Source organism: Clostridium sp. HV4-5-A1G (assembly GCF_900184915.1).
Taxonomy (GTDB): domain Bacteria; phylum Bacillota; class Clostridia; order Clostridiales; family Clostridiaceae; genus Clostridium_B; species Clostridium_B aromativorans.
The window spans coordinates 1-14,463 of record NZ_FXYI02000092.1; the positions used below are offsets into that span (position 1 = coordinate 1).

General features: G+C 33.1%; 18 protein-coding genes and 1 riboswitch. Of the genes, 14 read left to right on the forward strand and 4 right to left on the reverse strand.

Going from position 1 to position 14,463, the window contains the following annotated elements:
* The first annotated feature begins 472 nt into the window (after nucleotides 1-472).
* The 4 genes from groES to guaA all read left to right on the forward strand — a co-directional run bounded on the left by groES (nucleotide 473) and on the right by guaA (nucleotide 5,915).
* Nucleotides 473-757, forward strand: coding sequence for a co-chaperone GroES (groES, locus tag J5G60_RS10800; RefSeq protein ID WP_150358314.1), 285 nt, complete (start codon nucleotides 473-475; stop codon nucleotides 755-757).
* A gap of 60 nt (nucleotides 758-817) precedes the next feature.
* On the forward strand, nucleotides 818-2,455 hold the full coding sequence (gene groL / locus J5G60_RS10805) for a chaperonin GroEL (protein ID WP_150358315.1): 1,638 nt from the start codon (nucleotides 818-820) through the stop codon (nucleotides 2,453-2,455).
* A gap of 160 nt (nucleotides 2,456-2,615) precedes the next feature.
* Nucleotides 2,616-2,713: riboswitch (purine riboswitch) on the forward strand.
* 103 nt (nucleotides 2,714-2,816) lie between these two features.
* Nucleotides 2,817-4,274 carry an IMP dehydrogenase gene (gene guaB, locus J5G60_RS10810; protein WP_150358316.1) on the forward strand — a complete coding sequence of 486 codons (1,458 nt, stop codon included), beginning with the start codon at nucleotides 2,817-2,819 and terminating at the stop codon, nucleotides 4,272-4,274.
* A 108-nt stretch (nucleotides 4,275-4,382) separates the two neighbouring features.
* Complete coding sequence (gene guaA / locus J5G60_RS10815; RefSeq protein ID WP_150358317.1) at nucleotides 4,383-5,915, forward strand: glutamine-hydrolyzing GMP synthase; 1,533 nt, start codon at nucleotides 4,383-4,385, stop codon at nucleotides 5,913-5,915.
* A 226-nt stretch (nucleotides 5,916-6,141) separates the two neighbouring features.
* Here guaA and J5G60_RS10820 read toward each other — a convergent pair whose 3' ends face one another.
* Together J5G60_RS10820 and J5G60_RS10825 are read right to left on the reverse strand one after the other, a co-directional pair.
* Nucleotides 6,142-6,867 carry an ion transporter gene (locus J5G60_RS10820; protein WP_150358318.1) on the reverse strand — a complete coding sequence of 242 codons (726 nt, stop codon included), beginning with the start codon at nucleotides 6,865-6,867 and terminating at the stop codon, nucleotides 6,142-6,144.
* A 56-nt stretch (nucleotides 6,868-6,923) separates the two neighbouring features.
* Nucleotides 6,924-8,003 carry a type I restriction endonuclease gene (locus J5G60_RS10825; protein WP_150358319.1) on the reverse strand — a complete coding sequence of 360 codons (1,080 nt, stop codon included), beginning with the start codon at nucleotides 8,001-8,003 and terminating at the stop codon, nucleotides 6,924-6,926.
* Nucleotides 8,004-8,532: 529 nt separating this feature from the next.
* Here J5G60_RS10825 and J5G60_RS10830 point away from each other — a divergent pair.
* Entirely contained in the window at nucleotides 8,533-8,706 is a 174-nt protein-coding gene (locus J5G60_RS10830; RefSeq protein ID WP_179978433.1) for a hypothetical protein, read from the forward strand.
* Here J5G60_RS10830 and J5G60_RS18895 read toward each other — a convergent pair.
* Entirely contained in the window at nucleotides 8,703-9,503 is an 801-nt protein-coding gene (locus J5G60_RS18895) for a TIGR02391 family protein (protein ID WP_236035259.1), read from the reverse strand. The two genes, J5G60_RS10830 and J5G60_RS18895, sit on opposite strands and share 4 nt — an antisense overlap.
* Before the next feature lie 162 nt (nucleotides 9,504-9,665).
* Here J5G60_RS18895 and J5G60_RS10840 point away from each other — a divergent pair, with 162 nt between their 5' ends.
* Nucleotides 9,666-9,902 (forward strand): hypothetical protein, encoded by a 237-nt coding sequence (locus J5G60_RS10840; RefSeq protein WP_190972247.1) that lies wholly within the window; start codon nucleotides 9,666-9,668, stop codon nucleotides 9,900-9,902.
* A gap of 20 nt (nucleotides 9,903-9,922) precedes the next feature.
* Here the strand turns inward: J5G60_RS10840 and J5G60_RS10845 are convergent, their stop codons facing one another.
* Complete coding sequence (locus J5G60_RS10845; RefSeq protein WP_150358320.1) at nucleotides 9,923-10,423, reverse strand: DUF4489 domain-containing protein; 501 nt, start codon at nucleotides 10,421-10,423, stop codon at nucleotides 9,923-9,925.
* Nucleotides 10,424-10,898: 475 nt separating this feature from the next.
* Here J5G60_RS10845 and J5G60_RS10850 point away from each other — a divergent pair, with 475 nt between their 5' ends.
* From J5G60_RS10850 to J5G60_RS10885, 8 genes are all read left to right on the forward strand, one after another.
* Nucleotides 10,899-11,060 (forward strand): hypothetical protein, encoded by a 162-nt coding sequence (locus J5G60_RS10850; RefSeq protein ID WP_179978435.1) that lies wholly within the window; start codon nucleotides 10,899-10,901, stop codon nucleotides 11,058-11,060.
* A 131-nt stretch (nucleotides 11,061-11,191) separates the two neighbouring features.
* Nucleotides 11,192-11,437 carry a toxin HicA gene (locus J5G60_RS10855; protein ID WP_150358321.1) on the forward strand — a complete coding sequence of 82 codons (246 nt, stop codon included), beginning with the start codon at nucleotides 11,192-11,194 and terminating at the stop codon, nucleotides 11,435-11,437.
* Nucleotides 11,438-11,513: 76 nt separating this feature from the next.
* A complete protein-coding gene (locus tag J5G60_RS10860; protein ID WP_150358322.1) occupies nucleotides 11,514-11,876 on the forward strand; it encodes a toxin-antitoxin system HicB family antitoxin in 363 nt (120 codons plus the stop codon).
* Between the two features lie 182 nt (nucleotides 11,877-12,058).
* Nucleotides 12,059-12,415 (forward strand): DNA-binding response regulator, encoded by a 357-nt coding sequence (locus tag J5G60_RS10865; RefSeq protein ID WP_150358323.1) that lies wholly within the window; start codon nucleotides 12,059-12,061, stop codon nucleotides 12,413-12,415.
* Nucleotides 12,416-13,050: 635 nt separating this feature from the next.
* Nucleotides 13,051-13,194, forward strand: a complete 144-nt coding sequence (locus J5G60_RS10870) for a hypothetical protein (RefSeq protein WP_190972248.1) — start codon at nucleotides 13,051-13,053, stop codon at nucleotides 13,192-13,194.
* Nucleotides 13,191-13,361 carry a hypothetical protein gene (locus tag J5G60_RS10875; RefSeq protein ID WP_190972249.1) on the forward strand — a complete coding sequence of 57 codons (171 nt, stop codon included), beginning with the start codon at nucleotides 13,191-13,193 and terminating at the stop codon, nucleotides 13,359-13,361. Before J5G60_RS10870 ends, J5G60_RS10875 begins: the two co-directional genes overlap by 4 nt.
* Nucleotides 13,362-13,544: 183 nt before the next feature.
* A complete protein-coding gene (locus J5G60_RS10880; RefSeq protein WP_150358324.1) occupies nucleotides 13,545-13,754 on the forward strand; it encodes a hypothetical protein in 210 nt (69 codons plus the stop codon).
* A 17-nt stretch (nucleotides 13,755-13,771) separates the two neighbouring features.
* Nucleotides 13,772-14,389, forward strand: a complete 618-nt coding sequence (locus tag J5G60_RS10885) for a hypothetical protein (protein WP_150358325.1) — start codon at nucleotides 13,772-13,774, stop codon at nucleotides 14,387-14,389.
* Nucleotides 14,390-14,463: the final 74 nt, after the last annotated feature.

The following is a 14,463-nucleotide window of genomic DNA, read 5'->3' on the forward strand; positions in this document are numbered from 1 at the left end:
GTCCTAAATGCAGCACACACCATGACAGGGATATAAACGCCAGCAAAAATCTGCTGAAATTAGCCATATAATTTTGGTAATACACTGAGGTTGGTTCGACCTTTAGAGCTTAGGTAAACTTGTTCCATTAGGAATATTGACTAAGAAGCCATCCACTTCTATAAGTGGTGGTAGTTCACAGAAAATTTATACAAATGTAATTGAAAAGTAATACTATGATGTCTTTTGAGTGATGTTTCTATAATAGTATATTCATAAAATATACAGAAATAAGCTGAAATATTTACTTAATTAAAGTATATTGGATGTTTTTTGGGAAAAATAGCATAATATATGCCAAATTTAAATTTGATAATATAAATGGGATTCATTATTATAATAATTGTATTAGCACTCATAATTAATGAGTGCTAACAAGAAAAGTTAAAAATTAAATTTAAATAAATCTAAAGTATTTTAAGGAGGGGTTTAGATGAAAATTAGACCACTTGGAGACAGAGTTGTAATTAAAAAAATTGAAGTGGAGGAAACCACTAAGAGTGGTATCGTTTTGCCAGGTACTGCTAAAGAAAAACCACAAGAAGCTGAGATTGTAGCAGTAGGACCTGGTGGAGTAGTTGATGGAAAAGAAATCACTATGGAGGTTAAAGTAGGAGATAGAGTACTGTTTTCCAAATATGCCGGGAATGAAGTAAAAATAGATGGTACGGAGTATACTATCTTGAGGCAGGATGACATATTGGCTATAATCGAATAAGAACATTATTAATTTAAAAAAAGTATTTATTATAATATGTAGTTGTAGGGAGGTTTTTTTATGGCAAAAAGTATTTTATTCAGTGAAGATGCAAGAACGAAAATGCAAGAAGGCGTAAATAAATTAGCGAATACAGTAAAAATTACCCTTGGACCTAAGGGAAGAAATGTAATACTTGACAAGAAATTTGGTACACCACTTATTACTAATGACGGTGTTACTATAGCAAAGGAGATAGAGTTAGAAGATCCCTATGAGAATATGGGAGCTCAGCTTGTAAAAGAAGTTGCTACGAAGACAAATGATGTGGCAGGAGACGGAACTACTACAGCAACTTTACTGGCTCAGGCTATAATAAGAGAAGGATTAAAAAATGTTACAGCAGGGGCAAATCCAATGCTTATAAGACAGGGTATAAAAATAGCTGTGGATAAGGCAGTAGAAGAAATAAAGAAAGTTTCAAGGACAGTAAAGGGAAAAGAAGATATAGCGAGAATTGCATCTATATCAGCTTCTGATGAAGAAATAGGTAAATTGATTGCTGACGCCATGGAGAAGGTCGGCAACGAGGGTGTTATAACTGTTGAAGAATCTAAGACTATGGGAACTGAGCTGGATGTAGTTGAAGGTATGCAATTTGACAGAGGCTATTTAAGTGCATATATGGTTACAGATACGGAAAAGATGGAAGCCGTATTAGATGATCCCTATATATTGATAACGGATAAAAAAATATCAAATATTCAAGAGATACTTCCACTGCTTGAAAAAATAGTTCAGCAGGGAAAGAAATTACTTATAATTGCTGAAGATGTAGAGGGTGAAGCCCTTGCAACCTTAGTTGTAAATAAGTTGAAGGGTACATTTACATGCGTAGCAGTAAAGGCACCTGGATTTGGAGATAGAAGAAAAGAAATGCTTCAGGATATAGCGGTACTTACTGGAGGACAGGTGATTTCTGAAGAACTTGGAAGAGACTTAAAGGAAGTTGATTTACAGGATTTAGGAAGAGCTGAATCCGTGAAGATAGACAAAGAAAATACCACTATTGTAAATGGAAGAGGAGATAAGCAAGCTATTAAAGACAGGGTATCTCAAATTAAAGTACAGATAGAAGAAACTACTTCCGATTTTGACAAGGAAAAATTACAGGAAAGACTTGCAAAACTTGCCGGCGGAGTAGCTGTAATAAAAGTTGGAGCAGCAACTGAAACTGAATTAAAAGAAAAGAAAATGAGAATAGAAGATGCACTGGCAGCTACTAAGGCAGGAGTTGAAGAAGGCATGGGACCTGGTGGTGGAACAGCTTATATCAATGCAATTCCAGAAGTTGAGAAGTTAACTTCAGATATACCAGACGTAAAGGTTGGTATAGATATAGTGAGAAAAGCACTGGAAGAACCAATTAGGCAGATAGCAGCTAATGCAGGTGTTGAGGGTTCTGTGATAATTGAAAAAGTTAAAAATAGTAAAGTTGGCATTGGCTATAATGTACTAAATGATAAATATGTAGATATGGTAGACAATGGAATAGTTGATCCAACTAAAGTTACAAGATCGGCACTTCAAAATGCAGCATCTGTAGCAGCTACATTCTTGACTACAGAAGCAGCAGTAGCAGATATTCCGGAAAAGAACACTCCAGCTCCTGGGCCAGGTGCACCTGGAATGGGCGGCGGAATGGACGGAATGTACTAATTTTCGAGCTTCAGCAGACTTTAAAACCCCGTATCATTGGATATGGGGTTTTATAATACTTTCTAAAATAGTATAAATTCACATTGACAAAAACAGAAAAATTGAATAAAATAGTGTAAATAGTTAATAAGACAGGTAGAAAAATGTCGAAATTTATAATAAGATTTGATTTTATCCATTTCATATATTTCCTCAATATGGCAGGAAGTATCTACCGGAAGCCGTAAATTTCCGACTATGAATGGAGTTATTATAGTATAGCCATATTACTTTCATTATGAATGAATTTAGTAGGGCTTTTTTATTAAACATTTTTTAAACAGTAATTATTAACATATTATAATTTTAGGAGTGATTTTAATTGGCAAGAATTTTAAAGGAAGCCTATACTTTCGATGATGTACTTTTAATACCAAATAAATCTGAAGTTTTACCTAGAGAGGTGTCCCTTGCAACTAATTTAACTAAAAAAATCAAATTAAACATACCTCTTATGAGTGCTAGCATGGATACTGTCACTGATTCCAAAATGGCAATTGCTATGGCAAGAGAAGGCGGTATTGGTATAATACATAAAAATATGTCTATAGAGCAGCAGGCTATAGAGGTAGACAAGGTAAAGAGACAGGAAAATGGTGTAATTACTGATCCCTTTTATCTTTCACCGGACAACAGCATAAATGATGCCCTTGCCCTCATGAGCAAATACAGAATATCAGGCATACCCATAACTACAAGGGGGAAACTGGTGGGTATAATTACAAACAGGGATATAGTTTTTGAAACAAATTATGATAAGAAAATTTCACAGGTCATGACCAGTGAGGGACTTGTAACAGCTCCAGAGGATACAACTATTGAAGAGGCCAAGAAAATACTTAAAACACATAAAATAGAAAAACTGCCTTTAGTGGATGAAAATAATAATTTAAGAGGACTCATAACTATAAAGGATATAGAAAAGGTAAAGAGATTTCCCAACAGTGCCAAAGATTCCAAAGGAAGACTTTTATGCGGCGCTGCAGTGGGCGTTACTGTGGATATGATGGATAGGGTAGATGCATTGGCTAAAATGGGAGTAGATGTTATAACTGTGGATACGGCCCATGGTCATTCCAAGGGAGTTCTGGATGCAGTTCAAACTATAAAGGGAAAATATCCGGAATTGCAAATTATTGCAGGAAATATTGCGACAGGTGATGCTGTAAGGGATCTTGCAAAAGCTGGAGTGGATTGTGTAAAAGTGGGCATTGGCCCTGGTTCTATATGTACTACAAGGGTTATATCCGGTGTAGGGGTACCACAGCTTACGGCAATAATGGATTGTGTAGAGGAAGCCAATAAATTTGATGTCCCGATTATTGCAGATGGAGGGATAAAGTATTCAGGAGATATAGTAAAGGCATTGGCAGCCGGTGCCAAGGTGGCTATGATGGGTTCCATGTTTGCAGGTTGTGATGAAGCTCCTGGTGAAACTGAAATATATAAAGGAAGGAGCTATAAAGTTTATAGGGGAATGGGATCACTAGCTGCTATGGCCTGTGGAAGCAAAGATAGATATTTTCAAGAGGGAAATAAAAAATTAGTTCCAGAAGGAGTAGAAGGCAGGGTGCCTTGCAAGGGACCTGTGGCAGATACTATATTTCAGCTCCTTGGAGGAATACGTTCGGGTATGGGATATTTAGGAGCTCCCACATTAAAAGATCTATATGAAAAAGCTACTTTTGTGATTCAATCTTCTGCTGGGCTTAGAGAAAGTCATCCCCATGATATATCTATGACTAGAGAGGCACCTAACTATAGCGTGAGACAGGAATAAATAAACTAGTTGATTTACTACAATATATATTTTTGGATGATATAATTATAAATGAGCTGTAACCGTGATAATTGATGTAATTATTTAAAAGTGGTTAGGAGGAAATCCATGGATAGGCAGATGGTTATTATAATAGATTTTGGAGGGCAGTATAATCAACTTATAGCGAGGAGGGTTAGGGAAAACAATGTATATTGTGAAATAGTTCCCTATACTTGCTCTCTGGATAAAATAATAGATAAAAACCCCAGTGGAATAATATTTACTGGTGGTCCTAAAAGTGTGTATGGGAAAAATGCTCCTAAAATAAGCAGGAGAATTTTCAGTTTAGGGATCCCTATTTTAGGTATATGCTATGGACATCAATTCATATGTGCCAATTTAGGTGGAGAAGTTAAAAGTGCTGTGGTTAGAGAATATGGAAAGGCGGATGTTGTACTGGACAATAACAGTATTTTATTCAGCGGTATAGATAAAGAGCAGAGCTGTTGGATGAGCCATACGGATGTGGTGTCCCGTGCACCAGAAGGTTTTGAAATTATAGCTTCTACTGACGAGTGCCCTGTGGCAGCTGTGGGGAATGATTCCAAAAAGATATATGGAGTTCAGTTTCATCCTGAGGTTCAGCACACTCCCTTTGGTAAAAAAATGCTCACGAATTTTTTGCTTAAAATCTGCAATTTAAAGGGAGATTGGTCCATGTCTTCTTTTGTGGAGGAGAAAGTAAAACTTATTAGAGAAAAAATTGGAGATAAGAAGGTAATATGTGCCATGTCAGGCGGAGTGGATTCTTCTGTAGCGGCAGTTCTTGTACATAAAGCTGTTGGTAAAAAACTCACCTGTATTTTTGTGGATCACGGACTTCTTCGAAAAAATGAAGGAGATCAGGTAGAACATGTGTTTAAAGAACAGTTTGACATGAACTTTGTAAGAGTTAATGCGAAAGACAGGTTTTTGGGAAAATTGAAAGGAGTGTCTGATCCTGAAAAGAAGAGAAAGATAATAGGGGAGGAGTTTATAAGGGTATTTGAAGAAGAAGCTAAAAAATTGGGTGAAATAGGTTTTTTAGTCCAGGGAACTATATATCCTGATGTTGTGGAAAGCGGCCTTGGAGCTTCTGATACTATAAAAAGCCATCATAATGTAGGAGGACTTCCGAAAAATATGGATTTTAAACTTATAGAACCTCTAAGGGAATTATTTAAGGATGAGGTCAGGACTGTGGGAGAACAATTGGGTATACCTCACAAATTGGTATGGAGGCAGCCATTCCCGGGACCTGGACTTGCAATAAGGGTTTTAGGGGACATTAATGAGGAGAAACTTGAAATAACTAGAGAAGCAGATGCAATATTTAGAGAGGAAATAGCCAATGCAGGATTGGATGAATCCATATGGCAGTATTTTGCCTGTCTTCCCAATATACGTTCTGTAGGGGTAATGGGCGATGAGAGGACCTACTGCTATACTGTTGCTCTTAGGGCTGTTATCTCCACAGACGCCATGACCTCGGACTGGGCTAAGATACCCTATCCTGTGCTGGATAAGGTGTCCAGAAGGATAGTAAATGAAGTTAAAGGTGTAAATAGAATTGTCTACGATATAACCAGCAAACCACCTGCTACAATTGAATGGGAATGACAGCATAGAAGCCGGAAACCAGCATGAATGCTGGGTTTCTGGCTTTGTTTTTTGTAAAAGCGTACCGGAAACGTTCCGCTTTTAATTTTTATAGCTTTTTATCACTTTTTTTGAGCTGCTTTTTCAAGTCCTGAAATAACAGCAGCAGGTGTTTCAGTTTTAGCAATCTTGTTCAGGTTAGAAGCAATTGCCTCCATCTATATTTTTGTTGAATTTATACTTAAGTTTAATTATTTATATACTTACTTTTAATATATTGAATAAAATCCTCAATCTCTTTTTGTGCTTCTTCAGGGAGTTCGTTATAATCTGGTAGTGTTTTATTATTATTTATTTTATTTATAAAATAAGTTGATATAGTGCCGGTAAGTAAACTTATAAGGCCTATTCCCATTATCATAAAAATTCCTGCTGTTATTCTACCAGGAATGGTCTTAGGAGATATATCTCCATATCCAACGGTTGTAGTAGTTACAAAGCTCCACCAAAAAGCATCTCCAATGGATTTTACGGTTACTCCTTTTTCAAAAAAGTATATAGAAAATGATCCTGCCGTTATAGTTATTAAATTTGCATATATTAAATATATAAAACCATTTGTATATAGAAAATTTCTAGTATTTTTCTTAAGTTTTTCCAGAAAGGCTAAAAGCCTAATTAATTTAAATAATCTAGTTAGTTTAATTAATTTTAAAGCCCTAAAAAGTCTTGTAACCCTAAAGAAAGAACTGAATGGAATTATAGCAATCAGATCAAATATGTTTTCTTTAAAAAATCTTTTTTTATTTTGTGAAATAATTAATCGTGTGAAATAATCTACTGTAAAAATAATTAAAATAGCGTTATCAATGTAATTATACGGAGGAATGTCTATGTTAATTTTATTGGCCAAATCTAAAAAAGCTAAAATCACTGCAATTAGAGAAAATAGTATAATAAAAAAATTATACATTTTATGTAGCTTCTCGAAATTGGAGAATTTCATTAAATATTACCATTTTTCTGCATTTATTCATTAGTTTGTTCTATATATTTATTTAGTACTTCAGTTAATTTATCTGAATATAAATATAAGTCATCTAAGGATTTTAATTCATATTTTGTGTGTGTCTTATCTTTATTGGGTAATATTAATATTTTTTTAGTTCTAAGTGCTAACCTACAAATCCATCTTCTTGTATTATTATCTACTAAGATGCTGAAATAGGATTCAGTATCTTTATATGTAATATGTGATAAATCAATAGTAGTTCTAAAAATTGATTTTATTATTGCATATGCTTCAAGTTCTTCCGCTGTGGTAGAAATTTTATGATTGTTGGCGACTTCTTCCTCACTAGTGTCTTCACTTTCGGGTTTATTAGTTTCCTCTGAATTAGTCCCTTTTAATGTTTCTTTGAATTTGTTGCTCATAGTTTCATTGATAAATTGATTCAGAGATTTCTTGACTATTGGAGTGAATTTTTCTATGACAGAGGATGTTCTTCTTCCTTCATAAATTTCCCCTAGTATATAATTAGCAAAACTTTCAGATGGTTTTTCCGTTTGTTTTTTAAAAAAATCTTTTACGAGGCTTGTATATTTTAAATCTGATGCAGAATTAACTATGGCATCTACATTTAATTCGTCTTTTGAGAATTTTTCCAGGTATTTAATGGAGCTATCTTTTAAATCAAATAAATTAATTTCAAAAAATGGTTTTTCATCCATTTTGTTGGGCTCATCTGGATCTGTATAAAATTTATACTTTATTCCATTAGTTAGAATCCCAAATTTGGCTGATGATATAGTATAATATCTAAATAATTGAGAACCATGTTTTTCAAGATTATCATTACATTCTTTTGCTTCTATAAGAATAGTAGGAGCTCCGTTTATAAGAATTGCATAGTCAACTTTTTCGCCTTTCTTAACTCCATAATCAGCATCAAATTCAGGGCAAAATTCAAGTGGATTAAATACATCATATCCTAGCATTTGGAAAAAAGGCAATATTAACGACTGTTTAGTTGCTTCTTCTGTTTTTATTTGTTCCACAAGTGTTTCAGCCCTATCTGCTAATGCCTGTATTTTTTCTTTAATTTCCATTTAACCTCATCCTTTCTCATATGTTACATATAATTACAAAATTTTCTCCATCGGGTAAAAATAAAAACTCAAAATTATAAAATTGAGTAAGTCACTTAATGCTATATAATTTATTAGCTACATTATCGGCAGAAAGCTCCATATATGTATACTGCATGTCCAACTCTATAATGTATCCCATAGTAGGCATATCTTCAGTTATATGCTTTACTTCATGTAAAAAGACATTACATTGAGTTTCGTAATTTATATTGCCATTTAGTATGAGATGATAATTCTGCCGTCTGCTTAAATAAACAAAACCTAATGTATCTGCAGGAATGTTGAAAGCTATATCTCTAGTTTGCTTAAATAGTAATTTAAATCTTCTCTATCTTTTAATGAATCCCAAAACTGAGCTAATTCAGGGTTGCCATTTAGAGATTCAGCTATTTTATCGGCAGAATCGGTTGCGTTCTTAATATTAGTATTACCCAATAAATAATCTACAGAAACATAGAAGAAATTTTTTTATAGTGAGCATTTATTAATGAACAGTATTTATTATCTTTCTGATTTAGAATTTTCTATATCAAAAAATATAAGAGATTCTATCCTTATAAAGACAGAGGAAAATGCCTATAAATTAGCAAGTGAAGTAGAAACTAAATATAAAGGTTCACTGGGAAAAGTTTCAAAAATTAATTTAGAATGTCTTATTTAATAAGGAATTTTAACTGCGTTATCAAGCTTTCTATGAATGAAAGAAAGTGTTGTAAGTAAATCAACAGCATCTTGTTCAGATATTGGCCAATATATTTTAGCTTCATGAGCAAGTGTATTACGAAACATACTAAATATTCCTACAAGTAGATTTTTAAAGCCGTTTTGTTCATCTTTTTCTGATGGAGTTCTTAAAGAGTTTATGGCAATTAAAGGTTTATTCTTATCAAAAACTGTATAAACTAATTTATTTCCATCAAGAGGTAATCCAGAAATATTGCGAAGTTTATCAGATATACTTTTAGTTGCTTCAAAAACAGCATGAAAGTAATTTTCTTGCAAAAGTTCAGGCTTGCAGAATTTTAATACATCAGTATGTATATGTCTATCATAGAGGACTTTCCTCAATTTGGACGCTCTCTCTTGAGCTTCACTTAAAGTAGTAACTTTTTTAACTAAAGTAAATTTTCCTTGTTCGTTAATTTTTAAGCCTGAGAATATAAGAATGTCATTTAAGTCAGTTAATAATTCATAAAAACGGTCTTTATCATTTACGAACCTTACAGGTTTAACAACAAGTTCAATGAAATGAAGAATATTATTAGCACATTTATCTTGATTTTGCTTCATTTGAAAACAAAAATTGAGTCTTCGCCATTTGGTATTAGGTGAATTCTCATTTATACCGATTTTAGATAGAAATTCAGTTATTTGAGAACCAGTTAGATATTCACCTAATGTTTTACTAATTTGTTCAATAGTATTTTCATCCAATATTATAGTAGAAATTTTAAACACCACCTTTAAGGTGATAATTCTACAAAATAATGCAAGAACCTTTAGAAGATAATGGGAGCTTATATCTATATTTTACTAGCAAAAGGAGACGAGCAGAGTACAATTTCGTATTAGTTTTACTATTAGAATGTTTAATTTCAATATAGAAAGAGGTGGGAACATATGAGCAGATCCATAAGAGACGCGGATATAATTTACAAAAAAGCAAGGATAAAAGCATCCGAAAGTAATGACAAACTCAGAAGTCGAGAAGGAGCTAGTGAACTGCTGGATGTCAGTGTTGGATCGTTACTTAATTATGAAACAGGTGTATGCAAGCAGATACCGGCAGATGTAACCAAGATTTTAAGAAAATGGTATCAATCAAGAAAAGATATGATTAATATACCATTTTCTTAAAAATTATTTATTCAATAGTATTATTTCGGATTATCTACAGTAATTGCTGCTAGCCTTGCAGCGAAAACACCAATATGGCCTGTAATAATAGTCCCAGCAGCTGTTACTGTTATAGTATAAGTGCAGCATCCGTTTAAACATTGGTTACAGTCGCATACAAAAAATGTGAATGTAGTAGAAGCAGGGACTGCGACTGCTTGTGCTAATGCAAAAGAAAACTGTCCGCCAATAGGTATGGGTTGTTGATCACCACAGAATTTAAATACTTGAAAATTTAAAGTCCCTACAACAGGTGCTGTGGGTGAAGTAGGTGTTGCAATTATATTACTTGTGAATTCGAGTTTCGTACATGGATTACGAAATTTAGAAGTATCTATGGTGATAGTAGTGATGGTAGCAGTAGTTCCACCTGGGGTAGTATCAGGTATTATTACCTGACCAGCTTCTCCACATTTTAAAATAACTGGGTGTAGTTTATTGGTTTCACAATTATGTCTATAATCATTTGATATTGAATTCATATATTGATCCCCCTGTTTATAGAGAATTTTAATAATACAATTTGATAGCACTGTGAATTTTTTAAGTATAAGTTAATTGTTAGAATATCCTATAATATATGATATTGAATAATTGAATAGATGTGATATTGTAGCTTATGAATGTTTTTCACGAAGAAAAAAACCAGGGATAAAAGTCCCTGGAATGAGGTTTAATGTAGTATAAGTTTAAACACTGGAGATTCATCATCTCCAGTGTAAAGTAAGTATCAATGCACCAAGAAAAAACATTTTAATTCATACAAACTTCTTTCAAACTTCACATAAACTTTAATATTCTAACATCTTGAGTGCATTGATATCCTTATGAAAATAGGATGTGCAGAAATCAAATTATTATTCTGGTAATTTTAGGAGTTGACAATCTTACAAAGAAATCATGAATATGAGACAAGAAAAAAGTTAGCTTAAAGAAATAATTTTAGGAGTGGTATACATGGAGAAGCTGACAGCTAGAGAGAAAGCTGAAATGACATATAATATGCTGCAGAAACGAAGAGTAAAGAAAGCCAAGGAAAAGGAAAACATGGTGTATGAGGTTGTAGGGGAATTGGTTAAAAAGTGTAATAAGCGTGGCCGTATAAGATGCAGGTGGTGAAATGATTAAAGTAATTGCAATACCTTATATGGTGATAGCTGTAAATAAAAAGCTATCACTTTTTATTTAAAATATATTGACATCATATATGACATCATATTATAATGATATTAGCAGGAGGTACATAAGAAATGTCAAAGTTTGATAAGCTGATAGAAGAAATAAAAAATCTTTCAACTGATATGAGATTTTCAGAGTTAAAGAAAGTGTTAGAAAGTTATGGCTATTCAGGGAAGCCTCCAAAGGGTGGAAGTAGCCACTGGACATTCAGAAAAGATGGAAGAAATCCAATTACCATACCATATAAAAGGCCAATTAAAGTTACATATGTGAAATTAGTAAGGGATATAGTAGAATCCCAAGAAAGAGAGAAATAAAGTATTGAATATCTAATTTTATAAAAATTAGTATAAACAAATAGGCAATACTATATTCTGGAAGGAGGAGTACGTTTTGAAGAATATAGAATATTATATGAATCTTAACTATAAAATTGAAGTTATAAAAGACGAAGAAGGTGGATATGTATTAAAATATCCAGAATTAAAAGGATGCATTACTTGTGCAGATACAATTGACGAAGGGATAAATCTTTTAAATGATGCAAAAAGAAGTTGGCTTGAATCAGCACTTGAAGATGGAATGTTGATACCGGAACCACTGGAGGAAGAAAATTTTTCAGGACAGTTTAAACTAAGGATGCCTAAATCACTTCATAAGGAATTAATGGAGAAATCTAAAGAAGAAGGTATAAGTATGAACCAATATTGTGTATATCTTTTAAGTAAAGGTGCAGGAATTCAAAGTAAAAGTTAATTAACAAAAAATCGTGAGACAAAAATGAGACAGATTTGATACAAAAGTGGAATAAATTTGGGAAAAATCTTCGTAAGGATGATATATAATATAAATGAATTAAGGAATTCAATTTGGTGAAAATAAAACATGTCCCCTTTTATGGTTTGGTTGAACTATATTCTTTTTAGGAGAGTGATGTTTTGAAACCCGTTATAGATAAACAGCAGGTAAGGAAATTATATATCCAAGGATTCACAGATTCCGAGGTTGCCAGGAAATTAAATTGTAAAAAAGATACTATTAAAAAGTGCATTCAAAGGAATTTTGGAAGTTTGAAAATAAAACATCAAGTTGCACTGATCCGCAGGCGTGAAGTGTTGAAAGCGGTAAACTATCAGGCGAACAGATATATGGGAGATAGCACCTTTGTAAAAAAGAACAGATCCATATACAAGACAAAGCCTAATGGAGATATAATATTAAATAAAGAAGTCGCTCCGGTTGTTACATGGGACACGCCGAAAAGATTGGCAAATGAATATAAAGATAGATTTTAATACCCTCAATAAACCTGTGGCTCCAGGGTTAAATGGGGCCTCCAATATGGTTTATATGCCATAAATATAATTCCTATATCTTGTAAAAGACACCTGGCTTTTAGTTGGGTGTCTTTAAAAATTCATAATATTTATAAATAGTTAATTAATACGACACTAAGTTGTCACAAATACCATATATACTTATAAGTGTCCTAAGAAAATAGATGCTAGCGAAAAGGATTTTCATAAAGTTTAATTCCCAAAATAAATAGTTTTTAAATATTGTCCCCTTTAAGAATAATAATTAGTGTCTGCGGTTGCAGGGCACTATAAACTTAAATGCAACCATCAGCAAATTCTTTATAAAATTGAACTCCCTTAAGATTATGAAATAGGCACTGTAAGATTAGTGCTTATTTTTGTTTTAAAGAATTTATTATTAAGTATGTACAAGTTATAATAGTTGCTCCTAATGAATAAATACCAATTAATATTTCAGAGTTATCATTGTTATTGGACAACAATCCTACAAGAATAAATGAACCATACATAAAAACTATAAAACTTATAATCCATAAGAATATGTACTTTAGAATTTTCATGAATGACAATCTCCTTTTTATTTAATCATAACATACACAAAGGTGAGAGATATGGAAAAAGAAAAGCCCAAGAAGAAAAAATTAAATAAGAATGAGTCTGGGAGAGGCAAAGACCTCTCCTTTTGTGATATAGAAAAATTGATGCGGCATGACTGCTACCGGAGGGTCAAGGGTGCTATTAGGAGGGTGAGGTGAAGAAAATGGGAACAGAAAGTATAGATGTGTTATCAGATAAATATACTGAAATAGTTATTGAAACTGATGAAGAAAATCCTACAACCATAACTGAAATAACAAATCAAGACGCTAATGTAGCTAATGGCTATAGGATAAGGCTAACTCCTAACTATGATAGAGATTAGCCTTTTGGTGGAAACGGATTAGCGGTTCAGATAGATATGAAACAGCACAGGCGGTTTTAAATTTTATAAAAAATGGAGGCAAATAAAAAAATAATTCTAAGAAATTTTCAGATTTTCCTGCCTATATTTCAAAAAGTGCATATATATTATATACACAGAGAAATAAAGTGGAGGGAATAAAGTATGTATACTGATGAGGAAATAAAAGCAATCAAGAGAGATAGAGATCGAGCTAAACAGTTGAATATCTATTTACTGGCAAAATTATTGCAGATATATAAATCAGGTGCAACTCAGGATATTAAACGAATTATATCCATGGCTATTAAAAAAACTGGACTAGTTTATCCAGAATTATTTTCTATAATAAGCGAAAAACCAAATAAAAATTAATTGGGAGGAATGTAAAAATGTCAAGTACAACTATATTATTTATTGTTATAGTAGGACTAGCTGTTGGAGTGGGAGCTACAGTATTGGTACTCCTGCCTTATTTGAAAAAGAAAGGGATTGACACCGGAGAGATATTACAAAAGGTTGAAATCGGCCTGCAGGAGATCAAGAAATATACTGATGCTGCAAAAGCCATAGTACCGGGCAACAAGTTTCTCAATATTTTAAGTATCATAGAAAAGTATGCAGAAATAGGTGTAGGACAAGCAGAACAGCTCAATATATCTTCACAGCTTCCAGCAGACCAGAGGAAAAAGAGTGCTGAGGATTATGTATATAGTGTACTTCAGAAGTTGGGTATAGAAGTTGATGACAATGTAAAGACCATAGTTTCCGGGGTAATTGAAAACAAAGTATATGAGCTCAAAAGTCCAGAAGAGAAAAAGTCAGCTCAACAGACGGCAACTCAAACTCAAATATCGCAGCTTCAAACTCAAAATTCACAGCTCCAAAGTGAAAGAACAAAATTACAACAAGAGAATGAAGAATTGAAAAAGAAGGTTGCTGATATGCAGAGTATTATGGCTCCTGTGCAAGAAGCAACTAATACGGCTCCAGCACAGCCAGCACAATAAATTTAGCCCTAGAGCGGAAGACTGCTTTAGGGCGTACTTTTTATTTGTTATGATTACTGTTATTAATATATTTT